General features: G+C 70.9%; 17 protein-coding genes and 1 riboswitch. Of the genes, 14 read left to right on the top strand and 3 right to left on the bottom strand.

The features are described from left to right. Positions 1 to 3 precede the first annotated feature (3 nt). Both cobO and cobU read right to left on the bottom strand, forming a co-directional pair. Positions 4 to 624 (bottom strand): cob(I)yrinic acid a,c-diamide adenosyltransferase, encoded by a 621-nt coding sequence (gene cobO / locus AC0IXR_RS02685; protein ID WP_056431907.1) that lies wholly within the window; start codon positions 622 to 624, stop codon positions 4 to 6. Next, entirely contained in the window at positions 621 to 1,133 is a 513-nt protein-coding gene (gene cobU, locus AC0IXR_RS02680; protein WP_419951081.1) for a bifunctional adenosylcobinamide kinase/adenosylcobinamide-phosphate guanylyltransferase, read from the bottom strand. The genes cobO and cobU overlap by 4 nt, the downstream gene beginning before the upstream one ends. A 106-nt stretch (positions 1,134 to 1,239) precedes the next feature. Further along, a riboswitch (cobalamin riboswitch) is annotated at positions 1,240 to 1,433 on the top strand. Between the two features lie 54 nt (positions 1,434 to 1,487). Here cobU and AC0IXR_RS02675 point away from each other — a divergent pair. The 10 genes from AC0IXR_RS02675 to cobJ all read left to right on the top strand — a co-directional run bounded on the left by AC0IXR_RS02675 (position 1,488) and on the right by cobJ (position 11,869). Next, positions 1,488 to 1,664: a CbtB domain-containing protein gene (locus tag AC0IXR_RS02675; protein WP_207410167.1), complete on the top strand. Its 177-nt coding sequence runs from the start codon at positions 1,488 to 1,490 to the stop codon at positions 1,662 to 1,664. A 30-nt stretch (positions 1,665 to 1,694) separates the two neighbouring features. Next, a complete protein-coding gene (locus AC0IXR_RS02670) occupies positions 1,695 to 2,489 on the top strand; it encodes a CbtA family protein (RefSeq protein WP_471759678.1) in 795 nt (264 codons plus the stop codon). Continuing rightward, positions 2,482 to 2,904, top strand: coding sequence for a DUF1636 domain-containing protein (locus AC0IXR_RS02665; RefSeq protein ID WP_311274221.1), 423 nt, complete (start codon positions 2,482 to 2,484; stop codon positions 2,902 to 2,904). Before AC0IXR_RS02670 ends, AC0IXR_RS02665 begins: the two co-directional genes overlap by 8 nt. After that, a complete protein-coding gene (gene cobW, locus AC0IXR_RS02660; RefSeq protein ID WP_471759676.1) occupies positions 2,901 to 3,935 on the top strand; it encodes a cobalamin biosynthesis protein CobW in 1,035 nt (344 codons plus the stop codon). The genes AC0IXR_RS02665 and cobW overlap by 4 nt, the downstream gene beginning before the upstream one ends. Before the next feature lie 143 nt (positions 3,936 to 4,078). Next, positions 4,079 to 4,864 carry a DUF4349 domain-containing protein gene (locus AC0IXR_RS02655; protein ID WP_471759674.1) on the top strand — a complete coding sequence of 262 codons (786 nt, stop codon included), beginning with the start codon at positions 4,079 to 4,081 and terminating at the stop codon, positions 4,862 to 4,864. 13 nt (positions 4,865 to 4,877) lie between these two features. After that, positions 4,878 to 8,372 (top strand): cobaltochelatase subunit CobN, encoded by a 3,495-nt coding sequence (gene cobN / locus AC0IXR_RS02650; protein WP_471759672.1) that lies wholly within the window; start codon positions 4,878 to 4,880, stop codon positions 8,370 to 8,372. Then, complete coding sequence (locus AC0IXR_RS02645; protein WP_471759670.1) at positions 8,369 to 9,697, top strand: hypothetical protein; 1,329 nt, start codon at positions 8,369 to 8,371, stop codon at positions 9,695 to 9,697. The genes cobN and AC0IXR_RS02645 overlap by 4 nt, the downstream gene beginning before the upstream one ends. Next, positions 9,694 to 10,326 (top strand): precorrin-8X methylmutase, encoded by a 633-nt coding sequence (locus tag AC0IXR_RS02640; protein WP_056254407.1) that lies wholly within the window; start codon positions 9,694 to 9,696, stop codon positions 10,324 to 10,326. Before AC0IXR_RS02645 ends, AC0IXR_RS02640 begins: the two co-directional genes overlap by 4 nt. Further along, on the top strand, positions 10,326 to 11,117 hold the full coding sequence (locus tag AC0IXR_RS02635) for a precorrin-2 C(20)-methyltransferase (RefSeq protein WP_471759668.1): 792 nt from the start codon (positions 10,326 to 10,328) through the stop codon (positions 11,115 to 11,117). The genes AC0IXR_RS02640 and AC0IXR_RS02635 overlap by 1 nt, the downstream gene beginning before the upstream one ends. Beyond that, complete coding sequence (gene cobJ / locus AC0IXR_RS02630) at positions 11,114 to 11,869, top strand: precorrin-3B C(17)-methyltransferase (RefSeq protein WP_056431876.1); 756 nt, start codon at positions 11,114 to 11,116, stop codon at positions 11,867 to 11,869. Before AC0IXR_RS02635 ends, cobJ begins: the two co-directional genes overlap by 4 nt. Positions 11,870 to 12,039: 170 nt before the next feature. Here cobJ and AC0IXR_RS02625 read toward each other — a convergent pair whose 3' ends face one another. Continuing rightward, a complete protein-coding gene (locus tag AC0IXR_RS02625; protein ID WP_471759666.1) occupies positions 12,040 to 12,777 on the bottom strand; it encodes a cobalt-precorrin-6A reductase in 738 nt (245 codons plus the stop codon). A 32-nt stretch (positions 12,778 to 12,809) separates the two neighbouring features. Between AC0IXR_RS02625 and cbiE the strand changes: the two genes are divergently transcribed. The 4 genes from cbiE to AC0IXR_RS02605 all read left to right on the top strand — a co-directional run bounded on the left by cbiE (position 12,810) and on the right by AC0IXR_RS02605 (position 16,650). Further along, positions 12,810 to 14,039, top strand: coding sequence for a precorrin-6y C5,15-methyltransferase (decarboxylating) subunit CbiE (gene cbiE / locus AC0IXR_RS02620; RefSeq protein WP_471759664.1), 1,230 nt, complete (start codon positions 12,810 to 12,812; stop codon positions 14,037 to 14,039). A 63-nt stretch (positions 14,040 to 14,102) separates the two neighbouring features. After that, positions 14,103 to 14,546 carry a cobalamin biosynthesis protein gene (locus AC0IXR_RS02615; protein ID WP_471759662.1) on the top strand — a complete coding sequence of 148 codons (444 nt, stop codon included), beginning with the start codon at positions 14,103 to 14,105 and terminating at the stop codon, positions 14,544 to 14,546. After that, positions 14,543 to 15,325, top strand: a complete 783-nt coding sequence (gene cobM / locus AC0IXR_RS02610) for a precorrin-4 C(11)-methyltransferase (RefSeq protein WP_056431866.1) — start codon at positions 14,543 to 14,545, stop codon at positions 15,323 to 15,325. The genes AC0IXR_RS02615 and cobM overlap by 4 nt, the downstream gene beginning before the upstream one ends. Continuing rightward, positions 15,322 to 16,650, top strand: a complete 1,329-nt coding sequence (locus AC0IXR_RS02605; RefSeq protein ID WP_471759660.1) for a cobyrinate a,c-diamide synthase — start codon at positions 15,322 to 15,324, stop codon at positions 16,648 to 16,650. The genes cobM and AC0IXR_RS02605 overlap by 4 nt, the downstream gene beginning before the upstream one ends. Positions 16,651 to 16,652 lie beyond the last annotated feature (2 nt).

The following is a 16,652-nucleotide window of genomic DNA, read 5'->3' as shown; positions in this document are numbered from 1 at the left end:
CAGTCAGAACTCGATCCCCTCCTGCGCCTTCACGCCGGCCGAGAAATGGTGCTTCACGCTGCCCATCTCGGTGACAAGGTCGGCGGCCTGGATGAGGGCCGGCTTGGCGTTGCGGCCGGTGACGATGACGTGGAGGTCGGGCCGTCGCGCCCGGAAAGCCGCCACCACGGCATCGATGGGCAGGTAATCATAGCGCAGGGCGATGTTGAGTTCGTCGAGAAGGACGAGGCGGATGGTCGGGTCGGCCATCAGCTCCTCGGCCTTGGCCCAGGCATGCTCGGCCGCCGCGATGTCGCGGGCCTTGTCCTGCGTCTCCCAGGTAAAGCCTTCCCCGAGCGTATGCCACTCGATCCGGTCGCCGAAGGCCTTCAGCGCGTGCTTCTCGCCCGTATCCCACCCCCCCTTGATGAACTGGACCACGCCGACCCGCCAGCCATGGCCGAGCGCCCGCAGGACGAGGCCGAGCCCGGCCGTGGTCTTGCCCTTGCCGGGGCCGGTATTGACGATGAGGAGGCCTTTCTCGATCGTCTTAGCCGCGACCTCGGCGTCCTGGACGGCCTTGCGCTTCTCCATCTTCTCGCGGTGACGGTCGGCCTCCGCCTCATTTATCTCCAGATCGTTCATGCGCTCGCTCCGGGTTGGGGTTTCACGATCATCGGCAGTCCCGCCACCATGAACACCACATGGTCGGCCCGCGCGGCGAGGCGCTGGTGCAGTCGCCCGGCCGCGTCGCGGAAGCGGCGGGCGAGCGCGTTGTCCGGCACGATGCCGAGACCGACCTCGTTGCCGACGAGCACCACCGGCCCCGGCGCGCGGCCGCAGGCCTCGATCAGGGCAGCGCTCGCCGCCTCGATATCGGCCTCGGACAGGATCAGGTTGGTCAGCCACAGGGTCAGGCAATCGACGAGCACCGGCCCTGTCGCCGCAGCGACGGCCTCGGCCAGGTCGATCGGCACGTCCCGGGTGATCCAATCCGCCGAGCGGCGCGACCGGTGAAGGGCGACGCGCTCCCGCATCTCGTCGTCCCAGGCCTGCGCTGTGGCGAGGTAGAGCCACGGCGCGGGGCAAGCTTCGATCAGGCGCTCCGCGTGCAGGCTCTTGCCCGAGCGCGCGCCGCCGAGGACCAGTGTCATTCTTGGAGAAGGCTGCCGCATGGCTCCCTTTAGCGCGAAACCGCCCTGCCCCGTCAAAGCCGGTAAAACGCTTTGGCGGCGCGTTGTCAGCGGTCGCGCGAGCGCGTAGAAGCGAGGTTCGGACGGTGCCCCGGCGACGGGGTGAAAAGGGAATGCGGTGAGGGCTCGCGCCTGAAACCGCAGCTGCCCCCGCAACTGTGAGCGGAGACGGGTCTGCCATCGGCCACCGGAGCGATCCGGGAAGGCGGCAGGACCGGACGACCCGCGAGCCAGGAGACCTGCCTTCCGAAGGGGACATTGTCCTCCCGCTCTATCCTCGAACGCCGCCGGCGGGGCGGCCGGAGACCTGACACGATGACCACGAACACTCTCGCCCTCACCGGCACCCGCAGCAACGAGCGTCTCGGCGCGGTGCTCATGGCCGCTTTCCTCGGCCTCGGGCTCGTCTTCATGGCCGGCTTCGCCCCGGCGATGGCGCTGCACAACGCGGCCCACGATTTCCGGCACGCCCAGAATTTCCCCTGCCACTGACCGCCTCGCGCTCAGCCAGGACCTGATTTCATGATGATCCGACTCGTGTCGGCGGCCCTGGTCGCCGGCTTCCTGGCGGCTGTCGTCGCCACGGGCTTGCAGCTCGCCCTCACCTCGCCGCTGATCATCGCGGCCGAGCGTTACGAGAGCGGCGAAGCCACGGCGCCGGCCGCGCTATGGATGCCGCGCGGCGCCTCCCCGGCCTCCCTCATCGTGCCCGTCCATTCGGGCCACGACCATGGTGGCAAGGACCATGGCGGCAAGACGGACGGTGTCGAAGGCGGCGAGGTCGCTCCGGCCTGGCAGCCCGGCCCTGGCCTTCCCCGGATGGTCTTCACCGCCCTCGCGACCCTGGTCGGCGGCGTCGGCTACGCCCTGTTGCTGGGCGCGGCTCTCATTGCCTGTGGGCGCGAGCCGAGCCCGGAAGCCGGCCTGCGATTCGCCATCGCGGGGTTCCTCGCCGTGGCCCTCGCCCCGGCCCTCGGCCTGCCGCCTGAACTACCCGGCATGGAGGCGGCTCCGCTCGCCGAACGCCAGTTCTGGTGGATCATGACCGCGGCCGCCACCGCCATGGGGCTCTACCTCATCGCGATCCGCCGCTCCTCCATCGCCATTGCTGGAGGGCTCGTGCTTCTCGTCGCGCCGCATCTGGCCGGAGCGCCGGAGACGAGCCACACCGCCTCCGCCCTGCCCCCGGGCTACGCGGCCCAATTCGCCGCTCGGTCGCTGGGCATCGCCTTCGTGTTCTGGGCGGTGATCGGCCTCGCCTTCGGCTGGGCCTGGAACAGCGTCGGGCGCAAGAGCCCGGCGACGTCGCATGCCTGACGAGGACATCCAGGCCGGCAGACCGGTCGTACTCTATGTCTGCGCCACCTGCCGCACGGCCGGCGACACGTCCGAGCCCCGCGCCGGGGCCCGCCTTGTCTCGGCGCTGCGCGATGCGGTGACGGAAGCCGCCATCGAGGGCATCGCGGTCGAGAGCGTCGAGTGCCTGTCGGTCTGCAAGCGCCCCTGCACCGTCGCCGTGGCTTCCGAAGGCCGCTGGACCTACGTTTACGGCGATCTCGACCCGGTCGAATCCGCCAGAACCATCCTCGCGGGCATCGGCCTGTACGCGGAGACGCCCGACGGCATCGTGCCCTGGAAGGCGCGGCCGGAGGCGTTCCGCAAAGGCGTCGTCGCCCGCATTCCCCCGTTTCCTCCGCCCCGCGCGGACAGAATTCCGGACGCCGCCGAATGAGCATCGTCGAGAAGATCCCCTGCACCATCGTCACCGGCTTCCTCGGAGCCGGCAAGACGACCCTCGTGCGTCACCTCGTTGAGAATGCCGGCGGCCGGCGGCTCGCCATCATCGTCAACGAGTTCGGCGATATCGGCTTCGACGGATCGTTCCTGGCCGCCTGCGGTATCGAGGGCTGCCAGGACGAGGACATCGTGGAGCTGGCCAACGGCTGCATCTGCTGCACCGTTGCCGACGATTTCGTCCCAGCCCTGAACAAGCTCCTCGACCGCGCCGACCCGCCGGAGCACATCCTCATCGAGACGTCCGGCCTCGCTCTGCCGAAGCCCCTGGTCCAGGCCTTCCACTGGCCGGCGATCCGCTCGCGGGTGACCGTGGACGGGGTGATCGCGGTGATCGACGGCCCCGCCGTTGCGGCGGGCTTCTTCGCCGACGATCCGGCGGCCCTCGCCGCTCAGCGCGCCGACGATGCCAGCGTCGACCACGACAACCCGCTGGAAGAAGTGTTCGAGGACCAGCTCCTCTGCGCCGACCTCGTGGTGATGAACAAGGCCGACCTCCTCGACGAAGCCGGCAAGGCCAAGGTCCGCGCCGAGGTGGAGCGCCAGCTGCCCCGCGCGGTGAAGCTGGTCGAAGCCGAGCATGGCCGCCTCGATCCGCGCGTGATCCTCGGTCTCGGCGCCGCCGCCGAGGACGATCTCGACGCCCGCCCCTCCCATCACGGCGAGGGCGAGGACCACGATCACGACGATTTCGATTCCGTGGCCATTGCCGTGCCTGCCACGGCGAGCGCCGAGGATCTGGCCTCCCGCGTCGCCCGCGCCGCCGAAACCAACGGCGTCCTGCGGATCAAGGGCTTCGCCGAGGTCACCGGAAAGCCGATGCGCCTCGTGGTCCAGGGCGTCGGCGCCCGCATCGCCCATCATTACGACCGCCCCTGGCGGGCGAGCGAGAACCGCGACGGCCGGCTCGTGGTCATCGGCCTGAAGGGTTTCGACCAGGGGGCGGTGGCAGCCGCCCTGGCGGGGTGAGCGCGTTGACCGCCCGACGGATCCTCGCTCACGGGTGCCGCGGCCTCGTGGCTGCGTCCGGCCTGGCGGCTCTCGCGGCGATCGGCGGGTGCTCGGATTCACGTCCGCCCAAACCGGAGTTTCAGGCCTCGGACAGCCGGACGATGGCACGCCTCTCTCCGGTGGCTCGCCCGCTCGCCCAGACGGGCGATGCGAAGCTCGCCTATACCCACGACCTCACCATCGGATTGCCACCCCAACGGGTGAACGCGCATTTCGAGGCGGCGCGCGACCGCTGCCTGAACGAGGCGGCCCTGAAATGCGTCCTCGTCGCTGCGTCCATCGACGATGGCCGCAGGCCTGCGGGCCGTCCGCAGGCGCAGGTTCAGGTCCGGCTGCCGCATGAATCCGTCGCGCCGTTCATGGCCTTCGTCACGGCGCCCCTCCCCGGCGAGGCGGCGGGTGACGTCGTGCTCCGGAGCCAGTCGACGCGTGCCGACGATCTGACGGACGCCATCGAGGATGGCGGCCGGCGCTTGGCTCAATTCACCGCCTATCGCGCCCGGCTCGACGCGATCGCCGCACGGCCCGACCCGCGCGTGGAGGATCTGATCCGCATCGCGCAGGAATTGGCGCAGGTACAGTCGCAGATCGAGGAAGCCGATGCCAAGCAGCGCGGCCTGAATCAGCGCGTCGACACTGAGCTCCTCTCCGTCGCCCTGCGCTCCGACGAGGCGCGGGCCGGGCCTCTCGCCCCCGTGGAGGAAGCCTGGGCCCAGGCGGGCCAGACTTTCGGCGCGAGCGCCGGATCGGCCTTGCGCTTCGTCGTCTCCGGCCTGCCATGGTTACCGCTGGTGCTGATCGGCGTGCTTCTCCTTCGCGCGCTGTGGCGCCGGCGCGGCCGCCGAAGCGCCGTGACCGAGCGGACGTCCTCCAGGGCACAGCCATGACGGCGCGCCGCCCATGCATCTGATCCGAATCGACACGGTCTCCCTCGACGAGGGCGAAGCCGCCATCGATCTGGGCCAGGCGCCCGGCGACATCGTGTTCCTGTCCTTCACCGATTCCGACCTCTCCGGCATGGCCGGCGCGCATGCGGCCGAGCGGGAGGCGGCGGCACGGGACCCGTCGGCAGTCGACGTCCCGACGCTCCGCCTCGCCAAACTGGCGCGGCTGCGCCATCCGATGTCCGTCGATCTCTACGTGGACAACGTGATCGCGCGGTCGAAATTCGTGGTCATCCGCTGCCTCGGTGGCCTCGATTACTGGCGCTACGGCATCGAGCGCGCCGCCGCCGCGGCTCGCGCGAACGGCGTGAAGCTCGCCGTCATTCCGGGCTGCGACAAGCCCGATCCCCGCCTCACTGCCTTCTCGACGGTGGCTCCCGAACTGGTGGAGACACTCGAGGGCTATTGCCGCGCGGGCGGAGCCGAAAACCTGCGTAGAATGATCCGGCGTCTCTCCGGCGAGATTGGGTATGCGATCGAAGCGCTGCCGCCGGTCGCCCTGCCGCGCGGCTTCGCCTGGTGTCCGGGTTGCGGACCGGTCGCACACGAGACCGCCCTCGCCGCAGCCGGGCAGAACCGCCCCCTCGCCCTGATCCTGGTCTATCGCTCGGCCGTGCTCGGCGGCGACACCCGGCCGGTGGCCGACCTCATCGCGGCCCTCGGTGAGCGCGGCATCGGAGCCGCCACCCTCGCGGTCGCAAGCCTCAAGGACGCGCTCGCCCTCGATACCGTGCGGGAGGCTCTGGCCGCGCGCAGCCCGGACATCGTCATCGCGGCGACGGCCTTCTCCGCGCGGGAGGATGCCGGATTCGTCCTCGATGGCGCCGACGCGCCCATTCTGCAGGCCTACACGATCGGGGCCTCACGGGAGGCCTGGGAGGCCTCGGCGCGGGGGATGAACGCCGCCGACCTCGCCATGCAGGTGGCGCTTCCCGAATTCGACGGACGGCTCTCCGGTTTCCCGATTTCGTTCAAGGAGGACGGGCCGGAACTCGATGGGTTCAGCGAGCGCCGCGCCGTTCCCTTCCCGGCCGGCATCGCGGCCCTGGCCGACCGCGCCTCCGCCTGGGTGGCGCTGAAACACCGGCCGCGTGCAGGACGTCGCCTCGCCCTGGTCCTGTCCGACTACCCCGCCCGGGGCGGCCGGGCCGGCTTCGCCGTGGGGCTCGACACGCCGGCAAGCGCGGGGATCATCGCGGAGACGCTGCGGCAGGCCGGCTATGCGGTGGGCGACCTGCCGGAGCCGGACGCTCTGATGCACGCGCTCACGAAGGACGCTCCGACCTTCGCAGTGCCGCTCGCGGCCTATCGCGACTGGCTCTCCACACTGTCACCGGACGAGCGCGACACGCTCGATCGACGGTGGGGCGAACCGGAGGCCGACCCGGTCTGCACTGACGGGGCGTTCCGATTCCCGATGGTGCTCGACAGTTCTCCGTCCGACGCTCGACCTCATCCTGAGGCGCCGCGTCAGCGGCCTCGAAGGAGACCTCCAGTCTCCGTAAAGGGTCCTGGAGGCCTCCTTCGAGGCCAGCGCTATGCGCTGGCACCTCAGGATGAGGTCGGTGGTGGGGACGACCAAGAACGAAGCGCCGGTCTCGCCGTCTTCCTGCAGCCCGACCGTGGCCGGGCGGCCGACCGCAAGGCCGGCTATCACGACCCCGACGAGCCGCCGACCCACGCCTATCTCGCCTTCCATCTCGGATTGCGGGAGGGGTTCGACGCCCTGATCCATCTTGGCACCCACGGCACCACCGAATGGCTGCCCGGCAAGGCGGTGGCCTTGTCGCCGGCCTGCTGGCCGGCGCGGGCGATCGGGCACCTGCCCGTAATCTACCCCTTCATCGTCGACGATCCCGGCGAGGCGGCCCCGGTGAAACGCCGGCTCGGCGGCATCGCCCTTGGCCACCTCACGCCCCAGACCGAATGCGCCGGCCTGACTCCAGAGGCCGCACGGCTACGCGAACTCGTGGAGGAATATTCCTCGGCCAGCGTGCTCGATCCGCGACGGGCAGACATCATCGCCCGCGCGATCCTCGACGATGCGGCCGATGCCGGCCTTCTCTCGGGCGCCGGGATCGACGCCGACACTCCCATGGCCGACGCGCTCACCGCCCTCGACGCGCATCTGTGCGATCTCGGTGAGGTGACCACCCGCGACGGGCTCCACGTGTTCGGATCGGCACCGGACGACGCGCCGGCCCCTGTGAGAGCCTGCGCGGCCGCCGAGCGCGAGGGACTGCTCGCGGCCCTCGACGGACGCTTCGTTCCCCCAGGCCCCGCCGGCTCGCCCTCTCGCGGGCGGACCGACGTGATGCCCACGGGGCGCAACCTCACCACGCTGGATCCGCGCAGCCTGCCGACGCGGGCCGCCACGCTGCTCGGCTCGAAAGCCGCCGATGCGGTGGTCCGGCGCTACCTGCAGGACGAGGGCGACTACCCGGCCCGCATCGTCATGGATCTCTGGGCCTCTCCGACCCTCCGCACCGGCGGCGAGGACGTGGCGCATGCTCTCGCGCTCATGGGCGTGCGCCCGACCTGGGACCATGCCTCGACCCGCGTCACCGGATTCGAGGTGATGCCGCTCGCCCTCCTCGACCGGCCGCGCATCGACGTGACCCTGCGTATCTCGGGCGCGTTTCGCGACACCTTTCCCGAAACCCTCTCCCTCCTCGCCCGCGCGGCATCTGCCGTCGCCGAGCGCGACGAGGAGGACGACGAGAACCCCCTTGCCGCCGCGCGCCGCCGGGGCGAGGCCTCCGCCCGTGTCTACGGCGCAGCACCCGGCCGCTACGGCGCCGGTGCCGGCGAACTCGCCCTCGACGGACAATGGCAGAGCCGCGACGATCTCGGCCAAGCCTATCTCGACGCCACCTCGCATGCCTATGGCGGGACCGAGGACATGGCCGATGCGGGCTTCGCCACCCGCGTCGCGCAGGCCGACGCCTATGTCCACGCCTTCGATGTCGCCGAACGGGACCTCCTCGACGGCGACGCCGCGGCCGATGCCATGGGGGGGTTCTCCGCCGCCGCCGCGCTCGGCGGGCGCGCTCCGGCACTCTACAGCCTCGACGTTGCCGACCCGGAAAAGCCCAAGGCACGCACCGCCCGCGAGGATGCGGCGCGCCTCATCCGTGCCAAACTCGCGAACCCGCGCTGGATCGCGGCGCAGCTGCGCCACGGCTATCGCGGTGCCCAGGAACTGGCACAAGGGATCGATGCGGTCTTCGTCCTCGCCGCCGCCACGGACGCCATCTCGGACGCCGATCTCGACCGGCTCTACGGGGCGATGATCGCCGATCTCGATACGTTCGATGCCCTGCGCGCGGCCAATCCCGATGCCGCCCGCGCCATCCTCGAACGGTTCGACGAAGCGCGCCGGCGCGGCCTCTGGACCACCCGCCGCAACGCCATGGCGGCCGACGAGCTGATGTCGGAGGCGGCCGAATGAGCGCGCCGCGCCGCGTCTCCCCGGAGCCTGCACGCCGGGGCTGGTGCCCGAGCCTCGCCCGGCCGATGCCGACAGGGGATGGGCTGCTTGCCCGCGTGCATCCACCACTGGGCATCCTTACGCCGGCGCAGGCGCGGGCGGTGGCGGAAGGCGCGCGCCGCTTCGGCAACGGCCATATCGACGTGACGGCGCGGGCTAATTTGCAGGTCCGGGGCGTCACCGAGGCTACCCGCTGCGGCCTCGCGGAGGCCCTCGGCGCGGCCGCGCTCGACGATGTACGTAGCGACGGTGGGCCACAGCGGCTCACCCTGACCGCGCCGCTCGCCGGCCTCGAAGCGACGGCCATCGACATTCCGACCCTGGCCGGGGCGATCGAGGCCATCGGGTTGGCGATCCCGGGCCTGCCGCCCAAGGCGCTGGTCGCCGTCGAGGCGGCGGAGTGCGGCGCCTGCCTCGGCGGGGCCCAGCCGGATTGCCATCTCGTCGCCACGGCGGAGGGCTTGGTGTTGCAACTCGCAGGCGACGCGGCTTGGTGGCATGTCCCGGCAGACGGCGTGCATTCTGTCCTCGCCGCCGCCTTGCGTCGGCTCGCCGGGAGCGGTGAGCGCCGGATGCGAGATATATCCGCCCTGGATAGGAGCGGCCTGACGCTCGGCTTAGGCTTGCGCTCCGCAGCGCCTCCTCCTGGCGCATCGCTACCGCGCCCTAGCCTACTTGCCCTGAACTCACATCTCACCAACGCTCGTGGGCAGCACGAGTCCCGCCCTAGCGAAGCTTCGCCCGTCGGCATCCTGCTCGACGCGCCCTTCGGCCGCTGCACGGCGGACGCCCTGGACTCCCTCGCCGATGCGACCGAAATTCTCGGCATGGAGCCCCTGCGGCTCTCGCCGACGAGGGGGTTTCTGCTCGTTGCCCCCAACGCGGCGGCGGCGGAGGCGGTGCGACCCATCCTCGCGGCGGCAGGCTTCTTGACGGAGCCGGACGATCCGAGGCGGGCGGTTGCCGCCTGTCCGGGAGCGCCGGCCTGCGCTTCCGGCTCGACGACGACGCTTATCGACGCGGCACGGCTGGCCAACGCTTTCGAGGCTTTCTCGGCGCGAGGCCTGTCGGCCCATGTCTCCGGCTGCGCCAAGGGCTGTGCCCATCCTGCCGCCGCCTCGCTCACCTTGGTCGGACGCAATGGCCTCTATGGCATCGTCCTCGACGGCCGGCCCGATGCATTGCCGGCGACCCTCCTCACTTTCGACGCGGCGCTGGAGCGCGTAAGGAGGGCCGATCCAGCCTATCCCGACACCCTCGCCCACGCTTTCAGGACACTGACATGAGTTCGCGCCTCGACTATCTGCGCGACGGACAGGCGATCTACGCCCGCTCCTTCGCCATGATCCGCGCCGAGGCCGACCTCGCCCGCTTCTCCGGCACCGCCGAACGCGTCGTCGTGCGGATGATCCATGCCTGCGGCATGACCGACCTGCCCAAAGACGTGGAAGCCTCCGAGGATTTCGCCGCCAGCGGCGAGGCCGCGCTCAAGGCCGGAGCACCGATCCTGTGCGATGTGCGCATGGTGGCCGACGGTGTCACCCGCTCGCGCCTTCCCGCCGACAACCGGGTGATCTGCACCCTGACCGACCCGCGCGTGCCCGGCCTCGCCGCTGAGATGAACACGACCCGCACGGCCGCCGCCATGGAACTCTGGCGCGAGCATCTTCCCGGCAGCATCGTCGCCGTCGGCAACGCGCCGACCGCCCTGTTCCGGCTGCTCGAACTGCTCGATGAAGGCGTTGCCCCGCCGGCGGCGGTCATCGGTATCCCCGTCGGCTTCGTGGGTGCCGCCGAATCGAAGGAGGCCCTCGCCCGCGACGGTCGGGTGCCCTTCATCGTCGTTCATGGAAGGCGCGGCGGCAGCGCCATGACCGCCTCCGCGATCAACGCCCTCGCCAACGAGATCGAGTGATGGATTCGAGCGAGCGGCTTCCCCCCGCCGAGCCAGCGGACGTCACCGAGATCCCGCGACAGGTCACCACCGGCACGCTCTACGGCGTCGGGATGGGGCCGGGCGACCCGGATTATCTCACCGTCCGCGCCATGAAGCTCCTGGCCGAGGCGCCGGTCCTGGTGCATTTCTGCAAGAAGGGCCGGCGCGGCAATTCCCGCACTATCGCCGACGCGGTGATGCGCGACCCGGCCCGCGAGATGCCGCTGGTCTATCCCTACACCACCGAGCTTCCCCCCGAGCATGGCGAGTACGTCTCCGCCCTCGCGTCCTTCTACGACGATGCGGCGACGCGGATCGCCGACCATCTCGGGGCCGGGAGGGACGTGGCGATCCTGTCGGAGGGCGACCCGTTCTTCTACGGCTCGTTCATGCATCTGTGGCGCCGTCTGAAGGACCGTTTCCCGGTGGAAGTCGTACCCGGCGTCACTGGCATGTCGGGCTGTTGGACCAGGGCCGGAACGCCGATCACCTGGGGCGACGACGTACTGACCATTCTACCGGCGACGCTGGGCCATGACGCCCTGGTGGAGCGCCTGCGCATCACCGACGCCGCCGTCATCATGAAGCTCGGCCGCCACCTGCCGAAGGTGCGCAAGGCGCTGGCCGAGACCGGCCTCCTCGACCGCGCGGTCTATGTGGAACGCGGCACCATGGCCGGCGAGAAGGTGATCGCGCTGGCCGAGAGGCCGGACGACGACGCCCCCTACTTCTCGATGGTTCTGGTGCCCGGCGAGGGGCGCCGCCCGTGACCGGCTCCGTCACGGTCGTCGGCCTCGGGCCGGGCGATCCGCGTCTCCTCACCCAGGCGGCGAGCGAGGCCCTGGCGCAGGCGCAGGACCTCATCGGCTACATCCCCTACGTCGCCCGCGTGCCCGATCGTCCTGGGCTGACGAAACATGCCACCGATAACCGCGTCGAGATCGACCGCGCCGGCCACGCGCTCCGGCTCGCCGCCTCCGGCCGCCGGGTCGCGGTGGTGTCCGGCGGCGATCCGGGGGTCTTCGCCATGGCGGCGGCGATCTTCGAGGCGGTGGAGACCGGCGACCCGGCATGGCGCCACCTCGCCATCACGGTCGAGCCCGGCATAACGGCGATGCTGGCGGCCGCCGCTCGCCTCGGCGCGCCCCTCGGCGGCGATTTCTGCGCGATGTCGCTGTCCGACAACCTCAAGCCCTGGGAGGTCATCACCGCCCGGTTGGAGGCGGTGCTGCGGGCCGATTTCGTGATCTCGCTCTACAACCCGATCTCGTCGGCCCGACCCTGGCAGCTCGGGGCCGCGCTCGGTCTGGCGGCCGAGCACCGCGCACCGGAGACGCCGGTCATCTTCGCCCGCGCGGTCTCCCGCCCGGACGAGGCGATCCGAATCCTCACCCTGGCGCAGGCGCGTGAGACGAAGGCGGATATGGCGACGATGGTGATCATCGGCGCTTCCGCCACCCGGCTGATCCCGCGCGGTGACGCGACGCCCTTCGTCTACACCCCGCGCAGCGTGCCGGCGTGAGGGCGGGACGTCGGCCACACGGAGACCCTCCCCCCTTTGCGGGGGAGGGTGCCTGCGGAGCAGGCGGGAGAGGGTGCGACCTCTCCGGAAATGGATTTCCCCTCATCCGACCCGCTACGCGGGCCACCTTCCCCCGCGGAGGGGGGAAGGAGATGCGCGCCAAAGGTCGCTCAGGCTTCCAGGCGCTCCCGCAGCCACGCCAACGCACCCTCGGCATCCGGCACGCTGTCGACATCCGGCTTATCGGGCGGGCGTACGATCACCACTGGCACGTCGAGCGCGCGGGCGGCGGCGATCTTGCCGTAGGTGGCGGGACCGCCGGAATTCTTGGTGACCAAGACCTCGATTTGCCGCTCCGCGAGGAAGGCTGCTTCGGCCGCCTCGTCGAACGGACCGCGCGCGGCGATCTCGGTGAGGCGCGGCACGGGCAGAGCATCGCCGATCGGTTCAATGGCGCGGACCAGGTAATCGTGCTGCGGAGCAGTCGCGAAGGCACCGACTTCGAGGCGCCCGATCGTCAGGAACACCCGCCGGGGCGTCTCGCCGAGGGCGCGGGCGGCCTCCGCCATGGTCTCGACCTCGGTCCAGCGGTCCCCCTGAATACGCTCCCAGGCCGGGCGGCGGATGGCGAGGAGCGCCACACCGGTCCGCTCGCAGGCGAGCGCCGCGTTGCGGCCGATCCGCGCCGCGAACGGATGCGTGGCGTCGATCACCGTCTCGATCCGGTTCTCGGCGATCCACGCGGCCAGGCCCTCGGGGCCGCCGAAGCCGCCGATGCGGGTGGGGACCGGTTCGCGCTTCGGCGCGCTGGTGCGGCCGGCGAGCGACAGGGTGGCGTCGATCCTCGGATCGAGCCCCTTCACCAGAGCGCTCGCCTCGGTGGTGCCGCCGAGGATCAGAACTCGCATCGTCGCCCTCTCCCTATCCGGCAACCTTGTCCATGAGCGCCACCCCCGTGTCGAGCACCGCCCCCTGGCTCACCATCGTTGGGATCGGCGAGGATGGGCGGGCGGGCCTGAGCTCCACCGCCGCAGCCGCCCTCGATGCGGCGGAGGTGATTTATGGCGGAGCCCGCCATTTCGCCCTCGGGGCACCGTTGAGGGCCGAGACGCGGGTCTGGCCGCGCCCGATCTCCGACGCTTATCCCGGCCTCCTCGCTCGGCGCGGACGGCCCACCTGCATTCTCGCCACCGGCGACCCGTTCCATTACGGCATCGGCGCAGAGATCGCGCGGCTGCTGCCGTCGGCCGAGATGTGCGTGTTCCCCCACCCCTCCGCCTTCAGCCTCGCGGCGGCGCGCCTCGGCTGGCCGCTGGCCGAGACCACCTGCCTCACCCTGCACGGGCGGGCATTGGAGCGGATCGTACCCCACCTCCAGCCCGGCGCCCGCCTCCTCGTCCTGACCTGGGACGAGACGACGCCGGAGGCCGTCGCCGCCCTGCTCACGGACCGCGGTTTCGGCGCCTCTCGCCTCGTCGTCCTCGAAGCCATGGGTGGCCCGCGCGAGCGCCGCCTCGAAGCAAGGGCCGATGCGTTCTTCCTCACCGGGATCGATCCGCTCAACACCCTGGCGGTGGAGGTGGTGGCCGATGCCGACGCGCGCATCGTCTCCCTGAGCCCCGGCCTCGACGATATCTGGTTCGAGAATGACGGCCAGCTCACCAAGGCCGATATTCGCGCCGTGACCCTCGCCGCGCTGCGACCCCGCGCCGGCCAGCGCCTCTGGGACATCGGCGCCGGAGCCGGCTCGATCTCCATCGAGTGGATGCTGCGCGGTTCCAGCCTGCGCTCGCTGGCCATCGAGGCGAACCCGGCCCGTGCGGCGCGGATCGCCCGCAACGCCGCCCGCCTCGGTGTACCGGACCTACGCGTGGTCGAGGGCGAGGCGCCCGCCGCCCTGGAAGGGCTCGAGCGGCCGGACGCGATCTTCATCGGCGGCGGCGTAGCGCGGCTTGGCGTGCTCGACCACGCCGTCGATGCCCTCAGGCCCGGGGGCCGGCTGGTCGCCAACGTCGTCACCCTTGAGGGCGAGGCGGTCCTGCTTGGCGCCTTCGTCCGTCTTGGCGGACAGCTGAAGCGGCTATCGGTGGCCCATGCCGACCCGGTCGGCCGTCTCCACGGCTGGCGCGCCGCAATGCCGGTGACGCAATGGGTGTGGACGAAGCGGTGACGGGCGGCTGGGCGGTGCCTGACGCGCTTCCCCTCCCCCTTGTGGGGAGGAGGGGCCCGCGACTTGTCTGACGATGATCCGGCCCTTCGAGATACGTGGGCAACCCGTCTCATCGTAGCCGGCATCGGCTTCCGGCATGGCGCCATGCCCGACGAGATCGTCGCCCTGATCCACCGCGCGCTTGCTGAAAGCGGCCATGTGCCGGACCGGCTCGGCGCGATCGCCACCGCTGAAGACCGCGCGAATGAACCGTCGATCGTCGAGGCCGCCGCTGTGTTCGGCCTCGCGCCCGTCGGACTATCACCCGCCGAGATGATCGCAGTCGATGGGCGCGTACCCACCCGCTCGGGCCGGATCGAGGCGAGCCGGGGGGTCGGATCGGTGGCGGAAGCCGCCGCTTTGGCCGTGGCCGGCGAGGGCGGAACCCTCATTCTGCCGCGCATCGCGTCACCAGCGGTGACATGCGCCCTTGCGCTTCCCGCGTATTTCGCCACTCAAGCGGGATGACCGTACATTTCATCGGCGCCGGCCCCGGTGCGGCCGACCTCATCACGATCCGCGGGCGCGATCTCATCGCGCGCTGCCCCGTCTGCCTCTATGCCGGTTCGCTGGTGGCGCCGGAGATCCTGTCCTGGTGCCCGTCCGACGCCCGCATCGTCGACACCGCCCCCCTCGACCTCGACGCGATCGTGGCCGAAATCACCGCCGCGCACGAGGCCGGGAAGGATGTGGCGCGGCTGCATTCGGGCGACCTCTCGATCTGGAGCGCCCTGGCCGAACAGACCCGCCGCCTCGACCGGCTCGGCATTCCCTACACGGTGACACCGGGCGTGCCGTCTTTCGCCGCCGCCGCCGCCCTGCTCCGGCGCGAACTCACCGTGCCGGGCCTAGCCCAGTCGGTGGTCCTCACCCGGACCTCCGGCCGCGCCAGCGCCATGCCTGAGCGCGAAACGCTCCAAGCCTTCGCCGCCACCGGCGCGACCCTGGCCCTGCACCTCTCCATCCACGTGATCGAGACCGTGGTGACCGAGCTTGTGCCGTTCTACGGGGCGGATTGCGCCGCCGCCGTGGTGTTCCGGGCCACTTGGCCGGACGAACGCGTCATCTCAGGTACCCTCGCCACCATCGCGGAGGATGTGCGCGCCGCCGGTCTCGAGCGGACGGCGCTGATCCTCGTCGGCCCGGCCCTCGCGGCCAGCGAGTTCCGCGAGAGCGCGCTCTACTCCACCGATTACGACCGGCGCTTCCGTCCCACGGGGCAGCCGGCCCCCGGAGTCGAGTCATGACGAAGACGGACCGATCGCATCCGCCCGGCCTACTCGTTGCCGCCCCACGGTCGAGCTCGGGCAAGACCACCGTGACGCTGGCATTGATGCGGGCGCTCGCCCGGCGCGGCCTCGCCGTGCGCGGCGCCAAATGCGGGCCGGACTATATCGACCCGGCCTTTCACCAGGCCGCCACGGGCTATCCCAGCGTCAATCTCGACAGCTTCGCCATGCCGGATGCCATGCTCGATTCGGTGGCGGCGATGGCGGGCCATGGCGCTGATATCGTCATCGCCGAAGGCTCCATGGGCTTGTTCGACGGCATCGTCGCCAGCGAAGGCCGAACCGGAGCCAATGCCGACATCGCCGCCCGCTACGGCTGGCCGGTGCTCCTCGTCGTGGACGTCTCGGGGGCCGCCCAATCGGCCGCCGCCGTGGCACTCGGCTGCGCCCGCTACGATCCCCGCATCCGCATCGCCGGCGTCGTGCTGAACAAGGTCGCCAGCGCCCGCCATCGGCGTCTGGTCGAGGCCGGACTCGCGCGGGTCGGCATCCCGATCCTCGGAGTGCTCATGCGCGACGCGACCCTCGCCCTGCCCGAGCGTCATCTCGGTCTGGTGCAGGCCCGCGAAACGGGAGACCTCGCCGCGCGGCTCGACCGCCTCGCCGATCTGGCGGAGGCGAGCCTCGATCTCGACGCCATCTTCGCAGCCGCGTCGGGACGCCTGCCGGACGTGTCGGATGCCGCCTTGCCCCCTCCTCCGGGACAGCGCATCGCCATCGCATCGGATGAGGCCTTCTCGTTTCTCTATCCGCATATGGAGGCGGGCTGGCGCGCGGCGGGCGCCGAACTGGTCGCCTTCTCACCCCTCGCCGACGAGGCGCCCCCGGAGGGCTGCGACGCCTGCTGGCTACCGGGCGGATATCCTGAGCTTCATGCCGGGAAACTGGCAGCGGCGGGCCGGTTCCTGAACGGCCTCCGGAGCTTTGCCAAACGCAATCCCGTCCATGGCGAGTGCGGCGGCTACATGGTCCTCGGACGCAGCCTGGAAGACGCGGCCGGCGTCACGCATGCGATGGCGGATCTGCTTCCGGTCGCGACCTCCTACAAGGTGCGGCGACTGCATCTGGGCTACCGAGTGGCGACGCTCGTCGGCGACGGCGCCCTCGGAAGAGCGGGTTCACGCCTCGTTGGCCACGAGTTTCACTATGCGAGCGAGCTCACACCTCCACCGGGCGAAGACATCGCCTTAGCGGCGGTGACCGACGCGGAAGGCGTTTCGCAAGCGATGGCCGGCCACCGATGCGGTCGCGTGTCCGGAAGTTTCTTCCATCTCATTGGATGATG

This window comes from Methylobacterium sp. AC832 (assembly GCF_979256025.1).
The sequence above is the reverse complement of the archived record's forward strand: the minus strand, read 5'-3'. Positions and strand labels throughout refer to the sequence as shown.

Bases quoted from the DNA above. Each gene is read 5' to 3' on its own strand.
- cobO (WP_056431907.1), bottom strand. From the start codon at position 624: ATGAACGATCTGGAGATAAATGAGGCGGAGGCCGACCGTCACCGCGAG.
- cobU (WP_419951081.1), bottom strand. From the start codon at position 1,133: ATGACACTGGTCCTCGGCGGCGCGCGCTCGGGCAAGAGCCTGCACGCG.
- AC0IXR_RS02675 (WP_207410167.1), top strand. From the start codon at position 1,488: ATGACCACGAACACTCTCGCCCTCACCGGCACCCGCAGCAACGAGCGT.
- AC0IXR_RS02670 (WP_471759678.1), top strand. From the start codon at position 1,695: ATGATGATCCGACTCGTGTCGGCGGCCCTGGTCGCCGGCTTCCTGGCG.
- AC0IXR_RS02665 (WP_311274221.1), top strand. From the start codon at position 2,482: ATGCCTGACGAGGACATCCAGGCCGGCAGACCGGTCGTACTCTATGTC.
- cobW (WP_471759676.1), top strand. From the start codon at position 2,901: ATGAGCATCGTCGAGAAGATCCCCTGCACCATCGTCACCGGCTTCCTC.
- AC0IXR_RS02655 (WP_471759674.1), top strand. From the start codon at position 4,079: ATGGCACGCCTCTCTCCGGTGGCTCGCCCGCTCGCCCAGACGGGCGAT.
- cobN (WP_471759672.1), top strand. From the start codon at position 4,878: ATGCATCTGATCCGAATCGACACGGTCTCCCTCGACGAGGGCGAAGCC.
- AC0IXR_RS02645 (WP_471759670.1), top strand. From the start codon at position 8,369: ATGAGCGCGCCGCGCCGCGTCTCCCCGGAGCCTGCACGCCGGGGCTGG.
- AC0IXR_RS02640 (WP_056254407.1), top strand. From the start codon at position 9,694: ATGAGTTCGCGCCTCGACTATCTGCGCGACGGACAGGCGATCTACGCC.
- AC0IXR_RS02635 (WP_471759668.1), top strand. From the start codon at position 10,326: ATGGATTCGAGCGAGCGGCTTCCCCCCGCCGAGCCAGCGGACGTCACC.
- AC0IXR_RS02625 (WP_471759666.1), bottom strand. From the start codon at position 12,777: ATGCGAGTTCTGATCCTCGGCGGCACCACCGAGGCGAGCGCTCTGGTG.
- cbiE (WP_471759664.1), top strand. From the start codon at position 12,810: ATGAGCGCCACCCCCGTGTCGAGCACCGCCCCCTGGCTCACCATCGTT.
- cobM (WP_056431866.1), top strand. From the start codon at position 14,543: ATGACCGTACATTTCATCGGCGCCGGCCCCGGTGCGGCCGACCTCATC.
- AC0IXR_RS02605 (WP_471759660.1), top strand. From the start codon at position 15,322: ATGACGAAGACGGACCGATCGCATCCGCCCGGCCTACTCGTTGCCGCC.